The sequence below is a fragment of the Micromonospora sp. M71_S20 genome, from assembly GCF_003664255.1.
Lineage (GTDB): Bacteria > Actinomycetota > Actinomycetes > Mycobacteriales > Micromonosporaceae > Micromonospora.
Map to the genome: position 1 here is coordinate 3,604,715 of NZ_RCCV01000001.1, position 16,316 is coordinate 3,621,030.

A 16,316-nucleotide genomic window follows, 5' to 3' on the forward strand; every position below is an offset into this window, starting at 1 on the left:
CTGGGGCGTCGGGAGTCGTCGGGCGTACCGCCGACCGCCCGGGGGCGGGCGCCTTGCCGGCGTCTGCCATGCTCGGGCCGGTGACGACCGGCCGCCCCAGCACTCCTCGCACCCACCGCCGCGTCCGCAGCCGCCGCACCCGGATCGTGCTCGTCTCCGGTGCGGTCGCGGTGGTCCTGGCCGTCGCCGTGTTCGTCGTCGCGGTGGTCGTGCCGCTGGTGCGGCCGGCGGGTCCGCGCCCGCTGTTCCAGCTTCCCGTCGCGTGCGGGGAGACGTGGCAGCTGGGCACCTATCCCGGTCACGACGACTACGACGTGGACCTGTTCCCGACCGAGGGCAAGGCGTGGGGGCGGCCGGTGCTCGCGTCCTACGCGGGGGAGGTCACCGTGGCGGGGATCAACGGGTCGCTGGGTGGCCGTACGCCCGAGGACCCGGACGGGCCGCGTGGCCGCGGCGGCGGCTACTGGGTGAAGATCGACCACGGCGGCAAGTGGGAGACGCAGTACCTGCACCTGCTCGAACCGCCGCTGGTCCGGGTCGGTCAGCGGGTCGCCCAGGGTGAGCAGATCGGGCGGGTCGGCAGCACCGGCAACTCCGGGGCGCCGCACCTGCACTACGAGCAGCGCCGGGGCTGGGAGAAGGTCGAGGCGTACTTCGACGGGGTGCCGTCGGGCATCACCCACGACGACACCGAGTACACGGTCAAGCGCAAGAGCAACAACTGCGTGCCCGGATGACCGCCGCCGGTCGCCGGCGGGAGGTCAGTGGCTGGGGCTGCCGGCGGCGTCCGTGGCGTAGGTGTCGTGGTGGGGGAACTCGTTGACGTAGCGCTGCCTGCCCAGCGGCGTCAGGTCCAGGAAGTTGTACGTGTTCAGCAGCGGGTCGAGGCCGCGGCCGTACACGGAGTAGGTGTGCAGGATCCGGTCGCCGTCGCGGACGAAGACGCTCAGGCCGTGGCTCTCGCCCCGCAGGTGGTGGGTGAGGCCCTGCGCCGCCAGGGTCTCGGCGTCCTTGTAGTTGTATTCCACCGGGGCGACGGCCGGGTCCATGGTGACGTGGAAGTCGTAGTTGAAGTCGCTGCCGTGCGAGGAGTACCAGGGAAAGCGCCAGCCCATCCGGCTCTTGAACGCCGCGATGGTCGAGAACGGCGCGCGGGAGACCACGGCGAGCGTCGTGTCACTGGCGTGCAGATGCGTGAGGTGCCCGAAGTTGTCGACCAGCAGGGAGCAACTCGTGCACCCCTCGGCCCATTCCGGGTCGAACATGAAATGGTAGACGATCAACTGTCGTCGTCCCTCGAACATGTCGGCCAGCCGGACGGGGCCGGCGGGTCCGGCGAAGGAGTAGTCCTTCTCGATGGCGACTGCCGGCAGTTGGCGCCGGAGCGCGTTGGCCCGGTCCCGCAGGCGGGTGATTTCCTTCTCGTGGTCGAGCAGCTCCTTGCGGGCGTCGATCCACTCGTCCCGGGACACGACCTTCGGTTCAATCATCGAGGACACGCCTTTCCGCTGGAGCGCCTGGCCCATTCTTGTCGGGCGGCACGTGACCACACCAGCCTCCGCCCGGTGCCTTGGGATTCCCATTCCGTACTCCGTTCCGGCGATTCCGCCGGCCGGTCGGAGACGATGTGCAGGTCGGCTGGTCCGCCCTCGACGCCCGGCCGGCCCGCGTGCCGGGAAACGGCACCGGCGTGAGCCGGTGAAGTGCGCACTCTCGAATAAGGCCCGTGTCGCTCCTGGCGCCCGGGTTCGACGACGGGAGCCGCTCGCACCCGGCCCTCCAGCGGTCGGGGGCGACGCCTCGCCGGCCCCGGCGATACGGTGTGGCGCGTGGGCGAGTCGAACATCGGGGCGTTGCGGGCCGTCACGGTCGACGGAGTGGCCCTGGCCTATCGCGTCGCCGGCGACCCGACCGACCCACCCATGGTGCTGCTGCACGGCCTCGGCGAGGACGAACGCGACTGGCACGGCGTCCTGGCCGCGCTCGCCGCCCGGCACCGGGTGTACGCGCTGGACCTGCGCGGCCACGGCCGCAGCGACCACCCCGGCCGGTACTCGCTCGAGTCGATGCGCGACGACCTCGTCGGGTTCCTCGACGCGGTCGAGGTCGAGCGGTGCGTGGTGATCGGCCACTCCATGGGTGGGGCCGTGGCGATCCTGCTCGCCGAGGCCGCCCCGCACCGACTGACCCATCTGATCCTGGAGGACGTGGCGGCACCCCGACCCGGCGCCCTCGAACGGCCGCCCCTGCCCCCGCCGGACACGCCCACGCCGTTCGACTTCGCCGCCGTCAACGCCATCCGCGCCCAGCTCAACGACCCCGACCCGGCCTGGTGGGACCGTACCGACGCCGTCGACGTGCCGACCCTGGTGGTCGGCGGCGGCCCGGGCAGCCCCATCCCGCAGCACCTGCTCGCCGAGATGGTCGACCGGATGCCCGACGCCACCCTCGTCACGATCCCGGCCGGGCACGACGTGCACGCCGGCCGGCCGGCGGAGTTCCTGGCCGCGGTCGACGGCTTCCTCGTCGCCCGCGCCCGGCACTGAACCGCCCGACCCGGGGCGCCCGACCGCCCGGGCCGCAGCCGGCGAGCCGTCCGGCGCTGCCGCGCCGGACCGTCACGGGAGACCGCACTAGTCTTGCCCGGCGGGTCCGGGTCGAAGGGGGCAGGTCAGATGGGGGAGCGGTCGGTACGGGAGGCCGCGGCGCTGTTGGCGCAGGCTCGGCGCGTCGTGGTCTTCACCGGCGCGGGCGTCTCCGCGGAGAGCGGTGTGCCGACCTTCCGTGACGCCCTCACCGGCCTGTGGCGCAGCTTCGACGCGCAGCGGCTCGCCACGCCGGAGGCCTTCGACGACGATCCCGCGCTGGTCTGGGGCTGGTACGAGTGGCGACGCGCCACCGTGCGGCGGGCCCACCCGAACGCGGGTCACGTGGCCGTGGCCGCGATCGAGGCACGCGTCCCCGGCACGGTCGTCGTCACGCAGAACGTCGACGACCTGCACGAGCGCGCCGGCTCGGTCGCGCCGATCCACCTGCACGGCAGCCTCTTCGCGCCACGCTGCTCGGCCTGCGCCCGTCCGACGCCGGTGCCGGACGAGGCCGCGGAGGAGCCGGGTGAGGGCCGGCGCATGCCCCCGCCCCGGTGCGCGCGCTGCGCGGGCCCCGTCCGACCCGGGGTGGTGTGGTTCGGTGAGGCGTTGCCGACCGCCGCGTTGGAGGCCGCCGTGGAGGCGGCGTCCACGTGCGACCTGTTCGTGACCGTGGGCACCTCGGGCCTGGTGTATCCCGCCGCCGAGATCCCGCAGGTGGCCGCCCGCTTCGGCGCCACCGTGCTTCAGGTCAACCCGCAGGAGACGCCCCTGGACGCCGTGGCGGACGTGAACCTGCGCGGCCCGGCCGCCCAGGTGCTTCCCGCCCTCGTGCACGCCGCCTGGGGCGCCGAGCCGGCGTGACGACGCGCGGGAGCGTCCGGTGCGGCAGACCGACCGGCCGGCGCCCGCCGGGTCAGGAGGGCCGGCGCATCCCGAGCTGGTCCAGCCAGCCGTCCACGTCGAATCCCTGGGCCTCGGCCCGGTCGAGCCACTCGGCGGCGCGGGCCGGATCGGTGGGCACGCCGGAGCCGAGCAGATACATCACCCCGAGGGTGGCCGTGGCCCGCGGGTTCCCGGCGTTCGCCGCCCGCTCGTACCAACTGGCGGCGACGGCCTCGTCCCGGGGGAACCCCCGCCCGCTGGCGTACATGGCCGCGACGTTGTACAGGGCGCGGGGGTGCTCGCGCTCGGCGGCGCGCAGCAGCCACTGCCGGGCCGCCGCCTCGTCGCGCGCCACCATGTCCCCGGTGTCGTGCAGCACGTGCAGCTCGAACATCGCGTCGGCGTTGCCGGCCTCGGCGGCCTGCCGGTGGTACGCGACCGCCGCCTCGCCCTCGCCCAGCAGGTAGTGCACGATGCCGGACCAGTAGCGCGCCTCCCCGGTCGGGTCGTCGGCGCGCAGCGGCTCCAGCAACGTCAGCGCGTACCGCCCGACCCGGTCCACGGCCTCCCGGCCGACGGCGGCGAACAGGTACGCGCCCTGGCGGTTGCCGTGCCCGGCGGCCTCGGCGAAGCAGCGCAGGGCCGCGTCCAGGACATCGTTCCCGCTGGTGGGGAACGGGTGCGGCGACGGCCACGCCGGCGGCTGCGCGACCGGCAGGTCGAGCAGCCGGCGTCCCAGAGACACCCACACGTCGGTCCGACCGGCCCGCGCGGCGGCCAGGTAGCCCCGGAGCAGCACCTCGTACGCCTGGACCGGCAGGATCCCGATCATCACGTCCCCGCGGACGATCCGGCCGTCGATCTCCCGGCACAGCCCTTCGAGGTACGCGGCGTCGAGCGGGTCGGCGGCCGTCACCCGCGCGGCCTCGGCGAGCAACTCGTCACCGGGGGCGGACGGGGCGGTGGCAGGGGTCAAGGTCACGCCGACACCCTACTGTCGGCGTCCACGCGTCCGCCGCACCCGTCCCGGGTGCCGGCCCGGGCGGGATCTGTCACACAACCGTCATCGGCCCGAAGCATGACCGCGCATCCCGGCCGGCAGGTTGTGGCTGAACGCGAGCGCACGCCCGCGCGGGCGGCGGCGACGCCGCACGGACGCGGTGGAAGGAGGGGACCGCCACGATGAGCGTCGTCCGGGGTGACGAGCACACGACACTGGTCTGCGACGTCTGCGGTGAGACGGTCGTCGAGGCGGCGGGCGATCCGACCGGCGTGGTCTGGGAGCTGGTGTCCGACCACGACTGGACCGGCTCGCCCCTCGCCGACGGTCCGCACCGCTGCGCCCACTGCACCCTGCTGGCGGGTCCCGGTGACGCGACCACGGCCGGCCCGGGCGGGATCCTCGGCATCGACCATCGCGGGGACGCGACCGTCATCACCTGCGCGGGGGACATCGACGTCGAGGGCGCGGGCACCCTGCGGGCGGCCCTGCAGCACGCCGCCGACATGGGCGGACACGTCGTCGTCGACCTGACCAACGTCCGCCTGATCGACTCCACCGGGCTGGGGCTGCTCGTCGGCGCCCACCGGGACTGCGCCGCACGGGGCGCCACGCTGAGCCTCGCCGCGCCGTCGCCGTTCCTGCGGACCGTCCTGCGGACCCTGCGCCTGGACGAGGTGCTCCCGGCGTACGACAGCCGCGCCGAAGCGGTCGCCCGGGTGACGGGCGCCGGGACGGACGCGCCGCCCGGACGCCTGCGCTGAATCCGGCTGACGGACGTGGCCCACCTGTTGATGCCCGTCCCGTGGCAGGCATGTTATCGCTGACATCGCCGCCCACGAACTACCTTCCCCGGGCTGTGGCACCGTGTCGCGGCTCGGCGCGTTCGGCTCTCATGGATCCGTGAGGGTCCCAGGTCACCGCGCTACCGATTGGGGTCCGCCTCCTTGCGGGCGGCCGCCCTCGGCTTGTTGCTGCGGCCGAAGGCCCTCATGTTGTCGTTAACAGTATCGGGCCCCGACGTCAGGCGGTGGTGGCCGGGCGGCGGCCCGGCGACGCGTGCGGTCGGCCGCCCGTTGGGCGGTCGGGCCGCGCGGTCGCCGTTCCCGTGGTGACCGGCGCGGTGTCCCCTGCGCGGGACCGGACGCCCTGTTGATCCCTCCGTTACGGAGCTGTTGCCGATGGACACCTTGACGGCGCTATATGTGAGCGTTAACACTAGCCCCGTCGTCGATCGGAGGTGGGCATGAGCAGTGTGGACGGTAGCGGGGAGCGGTACGTGGTCGGAGTGGACTACGGCACCCTCTCCGGGCGGGCCCTGGTGGTCAGGGTCCGTGACGGCGCGGAACTCGGGACCGCGGTGCACGAGTACCGCCACGGCGTCATCGAGTCCGCGCTCCCCGACGGCGGTCCCGCCTTGCCCCCGGACTGGGCCCTGCAGGACCCGCAGGACTACCGCGACGTCCTGCGGCACGCCGTCCCCGCCGCCGTGGCCGACGCCGGGGTGGATCCGTCGCTGGTCATCGGGATCGGCACCGACTTCACCGCCTGCACCGTCCTGCCGACGCTCGCCGACGGCACCCCGCTGTGCGAGATCCCGGAGCTGCGCCACCGGCCGCACGCGTGGGTGAAGCTGTGGAAGCACCACGCCGCCCAGTCGCACGCCGACCGGATCAACGCGCTGGCCCATGAGCGGGGCGAGCCGTGGATCGGCCGCTACGGAGGCAAGATCTCCGCCGAGTGGCAGTTCGCCAAGGGGCTGCAGATCCTGGAGGAGGACCCGGAGATCTACCGGCGCGCCGAGCGTTTCATCGAGGCGGCCGACTGGATCGTCTGGCAGCTCAGCGGCGAGGAGACCCGCAACGTCTGCACCGCGGGCTACAAGGGCATCCGGCAGGACGGTCGCTACCCGTCGGCGGAATACCTCGGCGCGCTCAACCCGGGCCTGGTCGACTTCGTGACCAAGCTGGACGGTCCGCTGCTGCCCCTGGGCGGCCCGGCCGGCACCCTCAGCGCCCGCGCCGCCGCCTGGACCGGGCTGCCGGCGGGCATCGCCGTCGCGGTCGGCAACGTCGACGCGCACGTCACCGCTGCCGCCGCCCAGGCGCTGGAGCCCGGCCGGCTGGTGGCCATCATGGGCACGTCCACCTGCCACGTCCTCAACGGCACTCACCCGGCCGAGGTGCCGGGCATGTGTGGCGTCGTCGACGGCGGCATCAGCGCCGGCGCCTGGGGCTACGAGGCCGGCCAGAGCGGGGTGGGTGACATCTTCGGCTGGTTCGTCAGGCACGCCGCCCCGGCCGGATCCGACTCGCACGAGCGGCTTACCGAGTTGGCCGCCGCCCAGCCGGTCGGCGCCCACGGCCTGGTGGCGCTGGACTGGTGGAACGGCAACCGATCGCTTCTGGTCAACCACGACCTCAGCGGTCTGATCGTGGGGCTGACGCTGGCCACCCGACCGCAGGACGTCTACCGGGCGCTGTTGGAGTCCACGGCGTACGGGACCCGGATGATCGTCGAGGCCTTCGTCTCGGCCGGGGTGCCGGTGACCGACCTCGTCGCCGCCGGTGGTCTCACCTCGAACCGGCTGCTGATGCAGATCTACGCCGACGTCATGAACCGCCCGCTGAGCGTCATCGGCTCCGCCCAGGGCCCGGCACTGGGCTCGGCGATCCACGCGGCCGTCGCCGCCGGGGCGTATCCCACGGTCCGCGAGGCGTCGGCGGCGATGGGCCGGGTCGACGAGGGCGTCTACCGGCCGGACCCGCGGAACGTGCGGGTGTACGACGCCCTCTACGCCGAGTACCGCGCGCTGCACGACCACTTCGGCCGCGGCGCCGACGACGTGATGCTCCGCCTGCGGGCGATCCGGAACGCGGCCGTCGACGCGGCCGCGGCACAGACCGACTCGGTTCTGGAGGTGGTCGGATGAACAGCGAGGTGGCCCGGCAGGTGCGCGCGCTGCGGGAGACCGTTGCCCGCCTGCACGGTGAGCTGACCCGCTACCAGTTGGTGGCGTGGACCTCCGGCAACGTCTCGGCGCGGGTTCCCGGTCAGGACCTTCTGGTGATCAAACCCAGCGGCGTCGACTACGACGACCTGACGGCGGACACCATGGTCGTCTGCGACCTGAACGGGACCGTCGTCGACGGAGGCGGTGCCCCGTCCAGCGACACTGCGGCGCACGCCTACGTCTACCGCGCCATGCCCGAGGTCGGCGGCGTCGTGCACACGCACAGCAGCTACGCCACCGCCTGGGCGGCCCGGGGCGAGGCGATCCCGTGCTGGCTGACCGCCCAGGCCGACGAGTTCGGCGGGGAGATCCCGGTGGGGCCGTTCGCGCTGATCGGCGGCGACGACATCGGCAAGGGGATCGTCAGCACCCTGTCCGGGCACCGCTCACCCGCGGTGCTCATGCGCAACCACGGGGTCTTCACGATCGGCAGGGACGCCCGGGCGGCGGTGAAGGCGGCGGTGATGTGCGAGGACGTCGCCCGCACCGCCCACCTGGCGCGCGCGGTCGGGCACCCGCTGCGGATCGCCCAGCCCGACATCGACTCGCTGCACGACCGGTACCAGAACGCCTACGGCCAACGGCCGGTCACCGGCTGACGAACCTCCTGACCGGCACGACTCCTTCTCGCACCGACACACGCCGTCACCCCCGGGCGCGCGCCCGCAGGCAAGCGCCCGGCTCACCCACCCCGAGGAGAACCGATGAGAACCAGGAGAACGGCACGCACCATCATCGCGGTCGTCGCCACCGTGCTGCTCGCGGGCAGCGCGTCGGCCTGCGGCAACAGCGACACCGGCGCCGGCGGCGACAGCGGGGGCGGTGACAAGCTCGTCCTGGGCTTCTCGCAGGTCGGCGCGGAGAGCGGCTGGCGGACGGCGAACACCACCTCGATCAAGGAGGCCGCCGCGGCGGCGGGAGTCGAGCTGAAGTTCGACGACGCGCAGCAGAAGCAGGAGAACCAGATCAAGGCGATCCGGAACTTCATCCAGCAGAAGGTCGATGTCATCGCCTTCTCGCCGGTGGTGGAATCCGGGTGGGACACCGTGCTCAAGGAGGCCAAGGACGCCGGCATCCCGGTGATCCTGACCGATCGCTCCGTCGACTCGGCCGACAAGTCCCTCTACAAGACGTTCCTTGGCTCGGACTTCGTCAAGGAGGGCCGGCTGGCCGGCGAGTGGCTGGTGGAGCAGACCAAGGGCGCCAGCGGGCCGGTGAACGTCGTCGAGCTCCAGGGCACCACCGGCTCGGCGCCGGCCAACGACCGCAAGGAGGGCTTCGCCCAGGCGATCGCGGCCAACCCGAACCTGAAGATCGTCGCCTCGCAGTCGGGTGACTTCAAGCGGGCCGACGGCAAGCAGGTCATGGAGCAGTTCCTCAAGGCCAACCCGAAGATCGATGTGCTGTTCGCGCACAACGACGACATGGGCCTGGGCGCGCTGGAGGCGATCACCGCCGCCGGCAAGGTGCCCGGCAAGGACATCCTCATCATCACCATCGACGCGGTGAAGGACGGCATGCAGGCCCTCGCCGACGGCAAGTTCAACTTCATCGCGGAGTGCAGCCCGCTGCTCGGCCCGCAGCTGATGGACCTGGCGAAGAAGGTCCACGCCGGTGAGGAGGTGCCGGTCCGGATCGAGACCGAGGAGACCACCTTCACGCAGGAGCAGGCCAAGGCGGCACTGCCCGACCGCAAGTACTGATCGACGCCGGGGTCGCCGTCCGGCGGACGGCGACCCCGATCCGTCGCTCGCTCCTGTCCTACCGACACCATCCAGAAGAGGTCCGATGGGATGACGGATAGCCGTCCGGTCCTGACCATGACCGGGATCAGCAAGAGCTTCCCCGGGGTACGCGCGCTCCACGACGTCGACTTCCGGCTCTTCTCCGGCGAGGTCCACGCCCTAATGGGCGAGAACGGTGCCGGCAAGTCGACCCTGATCAAGGTGTTGACCGGCGTCCACGGCATCGATGACGGCATCGTCACCCTCGACGGCGAGCAGGTCGCGTTCCGCGGCCCGATGCAGGCGGCGGCCTCCGGCGTGAGCACCGTCTACCAGGAGGTCAACCTCTGCGCCAACCTGTCCGTGGCGGAGAACATCTTCATCGGGCGGGAGCCGCGCCGCCTCGGCGCCATCCGGTGGGGCGAGACGCGACGGCGGGCGCGGACCCTCCTGGCGCGGCTGGACCTCGACATCGACGTCACCGCGCAACTGGGGACGTACTCGCTGGCGGTGCAGCAGATGGTCGCGATAGCGCGGGCCATCGACGTACGGGCCCGGGTGCTGATCCTCGACGAGCCGACGTCCAGCCTGGACGCCGGCGAGGTCGCGCAGTTGTTCCGGATCATGCGGCAGTTGCGCGACGAGGGCATGGCGATCCTCTTCGTCACCCACTTCCTCGACCAGGTGTACGGCATCGCCGACCGCATCACCGTGCTGCGCAACGGCACGCTCGTGGGGGAGTACCGGACCGGGGAGCTGCCCCAGTTCAGCCTCGTCGAGAAGATGATCGGCAAGGAGCTCGACGTGCTGGAGCGCCTCGACGAGCAGCAGCGACGGACCGCCGTCGTCCGGTCCGACGAAGCCCCGTTGGTGGAGGCGACGGGCCTCGGCCGCCGGGGCGCGGTCGCTCCGTTCGACCTGCGGATCCATGCCGGCGAGGTGGTCGGGCTCGCCGGCCTGCTCGGCTCCGGCCGTACCGAGGTGGCGCGGTTGCTGTTCGGCGCCGACCGCGCCGACCAGGGCAGGGTCGTCGTCGACGGCGGCGCGACGCCGGTGCGCGGTCCCGTCCAGGCCATCGACCGCGGCGTCGGGTTCTGCTCGGAGAACCGCCGCGCGGAGGGCATCGTGCCCGAGCTCTCGGTGCGGGAGAACATGATCCTCGCGATGCAGGCCGCGCGCGGCTGGCTGCGACCCGTTCCCCGCCGACGCCAGGACGAGCTGGTCGAGAGGTACGTCAAGGCGCTCAGCATCCGGCCGGCCAACCCGGACCTGCCCGTTCGTAACCTCTCCGGAGGCAACCAGCAGAAGGTCCTCCTGGCCCGCTGGCTCATCACCGAGCCTCGTCTGCTGATCCTCGACGAGCCCACGCGCGGCATCGACATCGGCGCGAAGGCTGAGATCCAGAAGCTGGTGGTGCAGCTCTCCGACGGCGGTATGGCGGTGCTGTTCATCTCCGCCGAGTTGGAGGAGGTGCTGCGGCTGAGCCACCGCGTCGCCGTGATGCGTGACCGGACGATGGTGGCCCACCTCGACAACGACGGCACCCTCGACGCCGACCGCGTCATGCAGACCATCGCGAGTGGAACCGGCAGCGCGGAGGTCCACCGATGAACACCGTCGCCGACCGCCTCCGGCCGCTGACCGGCCACCGGCTGTTCTGGCCCGCGCTCGTACTGGCGATCATGATCGCCGCCAACACGATCTACCGACCCGGCTTCCTCGCCATCGAGGTCAAGAACGGGCACCTCTACGGCACCCCGGTCGACATCCTCCGTCTGAGCGCCCCGCTGATCCTGGTCGCGCTGGGCATGACCCTGGTGATCGCCACGGGCGGAATCGACCTGTCCGTCGGCTCGGTCTGCGCGACGAGCGGCGCCATCGCCTGTCTCCACATCAGCCAGGCGCCCGACCAGGACAGCCCGTCCACCGTGTTCACCGCGCTGGCACTGGCCTTCGGCGCCGCGCTCGTGCTCGGCGCCTGGAACGGGGTGCTGGTCGCCGTCATCGGCATCCAGCCCATCATCGCCACGCTGATCCTGATGGTGGCCGGCCGGGGGCTCGCGCAGCTGGTCACCGAGGGGCAGATCATCACGATCAACTCCGGTCCGTACCGCGCGATCGGGCTCGGGCACTTCCTGACCCTCCCGCTGGCCGTCTTCATCGCCCTGGGGGCGGCCCTGCTCATCGCCGCGTTCACCCGTCGCACCGCGCTCGGCCTGATCGTCGAGTCGGTCGGTGGCAACGCCGAGGCGAGCCGGCTGGCCGGCATCCGCTCCAGCCGCGTCATCTTCCTGGTGTACGTGGTCAGCGCCGCCTGCGCCGCGGTCGCCGGGTTCATGATGACCGCCAACGTCTCCAGCGCCGACGGTAACGCCGCCGGCCTCTGGGTGGAGCTCGACGCGATCCTCGCGGTGGTCATCGGCGGCACGTCCCTCGCCGGCGGCCGGTTCTCCCTCGGCGGCACCATCCTCGGCGCGCTGATCATCCAGACTCTCACCACCACGGTCTACGCGATGAACATCTCGCCACAGACGTCGCTGCTGTTCAAGGCGGTCGTGGTCATCGCCGTCTGCCTCATCCAGTCGCCGGCGTTCCGGGCCCGGTTCAGCCGCCGTCGCGGCGGGGTCACGCCCAGGCCCACCGCGCGGCGGCGGGAGAAGGAGCAGGTGCCGTCATGAGCAGCACGTCACTGACCACCGCCCGTGGCTGGCGTCCCCGCGTACCCCGACGGCACGTTCCGGTCCTGGCCACCCTCGCCCTCCTGCTGGTCATGTACGGCGTCGGCGTGTCCCAGTACCGGGCGTTCTCCAACGTGCAGGTCGTCTTCAACGTCTTCATCGACAACGGCTTCCTGCTGGTCGTCGCGGTCGGCATGACCTTCGTGATCCTCACCGGCGGCATCGACCTGTCGGTCGGCTCCGTCGTCGCGATGACCGCGATGGTGTCGGCGTCACTGCTGCAGAACGGGTTGCCCGCGGCCCTGGTGCTGCTCGTCGCGCTGCTGATCGGCCCGACCCTCGGGTTCCTGATGGGCTGCGCGATCCACTTCTTCGAGATCCAGCCGTTCATCGTCACCCTCGCCGGGATGTTCTTCGCCCGGGGCATGTGTACGTTCATCAGCGACGCGTCCATCCCCATCACCGACGGCTTCTGGACGGCGGTCTCCCAGGAGCGCATCGGCGACCCGCGCGGCAACTTCGTGTCGGTCATCGTGCTGATCGCGTTCGCGGTGGTGCTGGTCGCCGCGTACGTGCTGGCGTACACCCGCTTCGGCCGCAACGTGTACGCAATCGGCGGCAACCCCCAGTCGGCGCTGCTGATGGGCCTTCCGGTCGGTCGTACCCGGATCGCCGTCTACACCGTCAGCGGGCTCTGCTCGGCCATCGGCGGCATCCTGCTGTCGTTCTACACGCTCTCCGGCGCACCGCTGATCGCCGTCGGCATGGAGTTGGACGTGATCGCGGCGGTCGTCATCGGCGGCACCGTGCTCACCGGCGGGTCCGGCTACGTGTTCGGCACCGTGCTGGGTGTGCTGGTGCTGGGCGTGATCCAGACCCTGATCACCTTCGACGGGAGCCTGAACTCCTGGTGGACGAGGATCGTGATCGGTGGCCTGCTCTTCGCCTTCATCCTCCTCCAGCGCCTCATCGGCATCCGCTTCAAGTGACCGCCCATCTCGCGGAAGGCAACTGCATGGCAACGCACCCTCAACCCGAGGTCTGGTTCCTCACCGGAAGCCAGGGCCTGTACGGCGAGGACACCCTCCGGCAGGTCGCCGAGCAGTCCCGGCAGATCGCCGCGCAGCTCGACGACTCGCCGGGGATGCCAGTCAGGGTGGTCTGGAAGCCGGTCCTGACCTCCAGTGCCGACATTCTCAGGGCCTGCCGGGACGCGGCAGCGCAGGGAGCCGTCGGGGTGATCGCCTGGATGCACACCTTCTCGCCGGCCAAGATGTGGATCGCCGGCCTGGACGCCCTGCGGACGCCGCTGCTGCACCTGCACACCCAGGCCAACGTCCTCCTGCCGTGGGACGAGATCGACATGGACTTCATGAACCTGAACCAGGCCGCGCACGGCGACCGCGAGTTCGGCTTCATCCAGACCCGGCTCGGCGTGGCCCGTAAGACCGTCGCGGGGCACGTGAGCGACCCGCGGGTGATCGCCCGGGTCGGCGCGTGGGCGCGCGCGGCGCTCGGGTACTCGGCGATGCGGTCGTTGCGGCTGGCCCGCTTCGGCGACAACATGCGCGACGTCGCCGTGACCGAGGGCGACAAGGTCGAGGCGGAGCTGCGGTTCGGCGTCTCGGTCAACACCTACGGCGTCAACGACCTCGTGGCGGTCGTCGACCAGGTGGCCGAGGCGCGGGTCGACGAGCTGGTCACGGAGTACGACGACACGTTCCGCGTCGACCCGCAGCTGCGGCCAAGCGGGGCGCGACACGACGCCCTGCGTTACGCCGCGCGCCTGGAACTGGGCCTGCGTTCCTTCCTCGACGAGGGCGGCTTCCGGGCCTTCACCACGAACTTCGAGGACCTCGGCGGTCTGCGCCAACTGCCCGGCATCGCGGTGCAGCGGCTGATGGCCGACGGTTACGGCTTCGGCGGCGAGGGCGACTGGAAGACCTCCGTCCTGGTCCGCACGCTCAAGGCGATGGCGGTCGGCGTCCCGGGCGGGACCTCGTTCATGGAGGACTACACCTACGACCTCACCCCGGGCGACGAGTTGGTGCTCGGCGCACACATGCTCGAGGTCTGCCCGACGATCGCCGGCGACACGCCGAACGTGGAGATCCACCCGTTGAGCATCGGTGGTCGGGAGGACCCGGTGCGCCTGGTGTTCAGTGCCGCGCCGGGCCCGGCGGTGGTGCTCGGCATGGCGGACCTGGGGGACCGTTTCCGCCTGGTGGCCAACGAGGTGGACGTGGTGGCGCCGCCGTGCCCGCTGCGGAGGCTGCCGGTGGCCCGGGCCGTCTGGCGGCCCCGTCCGCACCTGGCCGGATCGGCGGAGGCGTGGATCACCGCCGGCGGGCCCCACCACACCGTGCTGTCTCAGGCCGTGGGGGTCGAGGAGCTGCACGACCTGGCGCAGATGACCCGTACCGAGCTGGTGGTCATCGATGCCGACACCGAGCCTCGCCGCTTCGCCGACGAGATCCGATGGAACCAGGCGTACTACCGTCTCGCCCGGGGGTTCTGAGCCGAACCGTAGCGATGGAACCGTGCCGCAAGGAACGCGCTTCGGCGCGTTCCCACGGAACGCGACACGGCGGCACCGCTCGCACTGTCGGGCAGTCGTATTCCGGCCGCCCCGACAAACCGCCAAGCAGGAACCTCCTACTTCCATCCGCCAACTGGCTCTGATCGCCGATCCGGCAGCCCGACTGCCGGATCGGCCGCACCAGGGCCGGCGGTACTGCTGGCGTAGACTGTCGGCGTTCCAGCCTCGGTCAACCGGCACGCGCCTCGGCGTGCCGGCGGCGAGGGTGATGTCGTACCACGAAGGCCGCTCCCGTCGACGTCCGACGTGGCGCAGTCGCCGGAGGGGGCGGGCGGGGGGAAGGCGAGGTGGCCGTGCGCGGTCCTGCGATGACGGACGTGGCTCGCCTCGCAGGCGTCTCCCACCAGACGGTGTCCCGGGTCCTCAACGGGCATCCCAACGTGCGCGAGCAGACCCGGCTGCGGGTCCAGGCGGCCATCGCGGAGCTCGGCTACCGGCCCAACCGCGCGGCCCGGACGCTGGTCACCGGCCGGTCCCAGGTGATCGGCGTGGTCGCACAGAACACCACCCTCTACGGTCCGGCCTCGCTGCTGGCCGCCCTGGAGCAGGCGGCCGCCGAGGCGGGGTTCGCGGTCAGCGTCGGCAGCGTGAGCGACCTCGACCACCAGTCCATCTCTGCGGCGGTGGAGCGGCACCTCGCGCACCGGGTCGCCGGCATCGTGGTGATCGCGCCGGTCGAGTCGGCGGGGGAGGCCCTCGAACGGCTCCCCAAGGACGTTCCGTTGGTCACCGTCGACGGCGACCCGCGCCGTCCGGTGCCCCTGGTGACGGTCGACCAGGTCGCCGGGGCCCGAGCTGCCACGCAGCACCTCCTCGACGCCGGGCACCGGACGGTCTGGCACGTCTCCGGGCCGGCGGACTGGTTCGACAGCGCCGGCCGGATCGACGGATGGCGCGAGACGTTGCAGGAGGCGGGCGCCGAGGTGCCGCCGCTGCTGCCGGCGGACTGGTCGGCGGCCGCGGGGTACCGGTGCGGACAGATGTTGGCGCGGATGCCAGAGGTCACCGCGGTCTTCACCGCCAACGACCATCTGGCGCTCGGTGTGCTGCGGGCGTTGCACGAGCACGGCCGGCGGGTGCCGGACGACATCAGCGTGGTGGGCTTCGACGACGTGCCCGAGGCGGCGTACTTCATCCCGCCGCTGACCACCGTGCGCCCCGACTTCGCCGCGGTCGCCCGAGCGAGTCTGGAACTGCTGCTGGCGCAGATGGAATCCGACATCGTCGGCCCGCTGCGGCAGACGGTCGCGCCCACCCTGGTCGCCCGTCGCAGCGTCGCCGCCCCGCCACGGCGCTGACCCGGCCCGTCCCACCAACGGCAGGACGGCACCGGTGGTTCCGCCGCGCCGCCGCTTGGCTGGACCACGGCGGAGCTCCCGCCGTGACCGAGCGGACTGCCCGAGGCGTCGCGGCGGCCCGTCCGTAGGGCGCGAGGCGGGAACCCGCCTCCCCGCCCGACGGTCGGTGCCGCACGAATCCGTAGGTCCGCGATTTGCGCAGTCCGGCCGATCGAGGTGACCCCGGCAGGCCTTGACAAGTATAAATGTTAACGCAAACATTACTGCTGATGTTCCGCGAAGGAGACGCCACCGTCATGTGGCCCGGTTCGCCCGCGCTCTTCCCGGCTGGGCGAGGCCGTACGGCCGGCGAGCGGCGGCGTCGTCACGCTGGTGTCGCGGCCCCTCGCCCGGCGTCGGCGGCCTTCGGGGATCTCGACGGGGCCAACCAGCAGTGGCACCTGAGCCGTTTCGGCGACGACCCGCCCGCCGCGGCGCCACCGCCCACGGCGACCCCGCCGGCGTCCTGCCCTCAGCCCGGCAGGGGTGTCC

At 72.1% G+C, this 16,316-nt stretch carries 14 protein-coding genes; 12 read left to right on the plus strand and 2 right to left on the minus strand.

The annotated features are described in order from the left end of the window. The first annotated feature begins 80 nt into the window (after positions 1-80). Positions 81-737, plus strand: a complete 657-nt coding sequence (locus DER29_RS15520) for a M23 family metallopeptidase (RefSeq protein ID WP_370040074.1) — start codon at positions 81-83, stop codon at positions 735-737. A 24-nt stretch (positions 738-761) separates the two neighbouring features. Here the strand turns inward: DER29_RS15520 and DER29_RS15525 are convergent, their stop codons facing one another. Beyond that, positions 762-1,490: a DUF899 domain-containing protein gene (locus DER29_RS15525; RefSeq protein WP_121397978.1), complete on the minus strand. Its 729-nt coding sequence runs from the start codon at positions 1,488-1,490 to the stop codon at positions 762-764. A 432-nt stretch (positions 1,491-1,922) separates the two neighbouring features. On the opposite strand from DER29_RS15525, the gene DER29_RS15530 reads away from it, so the two are divergent. Further along, positions 1,923-2,546: an alpha/beta fold hydrolase gene (locus tag DER29_RS15530; RefSeq protein WP_121399258.1), complete on the plus strand. Its 624-nt coding sequence runs from the start codon at positions 1,923-1,925 to the stop codon at positions 2,544-2,546. A 129-nt stretch (positions 2,547-2,675) separates the two neighbouring features. Further along, complete coding sequence (locus DER29_RS15535) at positions 2,676-3,452, plus strand: NAD-dependent deacylase (RefSeq protein WP_121397979.1); 777 nt, start codon at positions 2,676-2,678, stop codon at positions 3,450-3,452. A 52-nt stretch (positions 3,453-3,504) separates the two neighbouring features. Here DER29_RS15535 and DER29_RS15540 read toward each other — a convergent pair whose 3' ends face one another. Next, positions 3,505-4,455 carry a tetratricopeptide repeat protein gene (locus tag DER29_RS15540; RefSeq protein WP_121397980.1) on the minus strand — a complete coding sequence of 317 codons (951 nt, stop codon included), beginning with the start codon at positions 4,453-4,455 and terminating at the stop codon, positions 3,505-3,507. A gap of 200 nt (positions 4,456-4,655) precedes the next feature. Between DER29_RS15540 and DER29_RS15545 the strand changes: the two genes are divergently transcribed. The 9 genes from DER29_RS15545 to DER29_RS15585 all read left to right on the plus strand — a co-directional run bounded on the left by DER29_RS15545 (position 4,656) and on the right by DER29_RS15585 (position 15,785). After that, positions 4,656-5,237, plus strand: a complete 582-nt coding sequence (locus DER29_RS15545) for an STAS domain-containing protein (protein WP_121397981.1) — start codon at positions 4,656-4,658, stop codon at positions 5,235-5,237. Positions 5,238-5,719: 482 nt separating this feature from the next. After that, positions 5,720-7,405 (plus strand): ribulokinase, encoded by a 1,686-nt coding sequence (araB, locus tag DER29_RS15550; protein ID WP_121397982.1) that lies wholly within the window; start codon positions 5,720-5,722, stop codon positions 7,403-7,405. Next, positions 7,402-8,085, plus strand: a complete 684-nt coding sequence (locus tag DER29_RS15555) for an L-ribulose-5-phosphate 4-epimerase (protein WP_121397983.1) — start codon at positions 7,402-7,404, stop codon at positions 8,083-8,085. Before araB ends, DER29_RS15555 begins: the two co-directional genes overlap by 4 nt. A 105-nt stretch (positions 8,086-8,190) precedes the next feature. After that, complete coding sequence (locus DER29_RS15560) at positions 8,191-9,189, plus strand: ABC transporter substrate-binding protein (protein ID WP_121397984.1); 999 nt, start codon at positions 8,191-8,193, stop codon at positions 9,187-9,189. Positions 9,190-9,279: 90 nt separating this feature from the next. After that, on the plus strand, positions 9,280-10,821 hold the full coding sequence (locus DER29_RS15565; RefSeq protein WP_121397985.1) for a sugar ABC transporter ATP-binding protein: 1,542 nt from the start codon (positions 9,280-9,282) through the stop codon (positions 10,819-10,821). Beyond that, a complete protein-coding gene (locus tag DER29_RS15570; RefSeq protein WP_121397986.1) occupies positions 10,818-11,888 on the plus strand; it encodes an ABC transporter permease in 1,071 nt (356 codons plus the stop codon). The genes DER29_RS15565 and DER29_RS15570 overlap by 4 nt, the downstream gene beginning before the upstream one ends. Beyond that, entirely contained in the window at positions 11,885-12,877 is a 993-nt protein-coding gene (gene yjfF / locus DER29_RS15575; protein WP_121397987.1) for a galactofuranose ABC transporter, permease protein YjfF, read from the plus strand. The genes DER29_RS15570 and yjfF overlap by 4 nt, the downstream gene beginning before the upstream one ends. Before the next feature lie 26 nt (positions 12,878-12,903). Then, positions 12,904-14,406, plus strand: coding sequence for an L-arabinose isomerase (gene araA / locus DER29_RS15580; protein ID WP_121397988.1), 1,503 nt, complete (start codon positions 12,904-12,906; stop codon positions 14,404-14,406). Positions 14,407-14,795: 389 nt separating this feature from the next. Beyond that, positions 14,796-15,785: a LacI family DNA-binding transcriptional regulator gene (locus DER29_RS15585; RefSeq protein WP_199729315.1), complete on the plus strand. Its 990-nt coding sequence runs from the start codon at positions 14,796-14,798 to the stop codon at positions 15,783-15,785. Positions 15,786-16,316: the final 531 nt, after the last annotated feature.

What these genes read in the sequence shown, in the direction of transcription:
- DER29_RS15525 (WP_121397978.1), bottom strand. Translation starts at nt 1,490, where the DNA reads ATGATTGAACCGAAGGTCGTGTCCCGGGACGAGTGGATCGACGCCCGC.
- DER29_RS15530 (WP_121399258.1), top strand. Translation starts at nt 1,923, where the DNA reads ATGGTGCTGCTGCACGGCCTCGGCGAGGACGAACGCGACTGGCACGGC.
- DER29_RS15535 (WP_121397979.1), top strand. Translation starts at nt 2,676, where the DNA reads ATGGGGGAGCGGTCGGTACGGGAGGCCGCGGCGCTGTTGGCGCAGGCT.
- DER29_RS15545 (WP_121397981.1), top strand. Translation starts at nt 4,656, where the DNA reads ATGAGCGTCGTCCGGGGTGACGAGCACACGACACTGGTCTGCGACGTC.
- araB (WP_121397982.1), top strand. Translation starts at nt 5,720, where the DNA reads ATGAGCAGTGTGGACGGTAGCGGGGAGCGGTACGTGGTCGGAGTGGAC.
- DER29_RS15555 (WP_121397983.1), top strand. Translation starts at nt 7,402, where the DNA reads ATGAACAGCGAGGTGGCCCGGCAGGTGCGCGCGCTGCGGGAGACCGTT.
- DER29_RS15560 (WP_121397984.1), top strand. Translation starts at nt 8,191, where the DNA reads ATGAGAACCAGGAGAACGGCACGCACCATCATCGCGGTCGTCGCCACC.
- DER29_RS15565 (WP_121397985.1), top strand. Translation starts at nt 9,280, where the DNA reads ATGACGGATAGCCGTCCGGTCCTGACCATGACCGGGATCAGCAAGAGC.
- DER29_RS15570 (WP_121397986.1), top strand. Translation starts at nt 10,818, where the DNA reads ATGAACACCGTCGCCGACCGCCTCCGGCCGCTGACCGGCCACCGGCTG.
- yjfF (WP_121397987.1), top strand. Translation starts at nt 11,885, where the DNA reads ATGAGCAGCACGTCACTGACCACCGCCCGTGGCTGGCGTCCCCGCGTA.
- araA (WP_121397988.1), top strand. Translation starts at nt 12,904, where the DNA reads ATGGCAACGCACCCTCAACCCGAGGTCTGGTTCCTCACCGGAAGCCAG.
- DER29_RS15585 (WP_199729315.1), top strand. Translation starts at nt 14,796, where the DNA reads ATGACGGACGTGGCTCGCCTCGCAGGCGTCTCCCACCAGACGGTGTCC.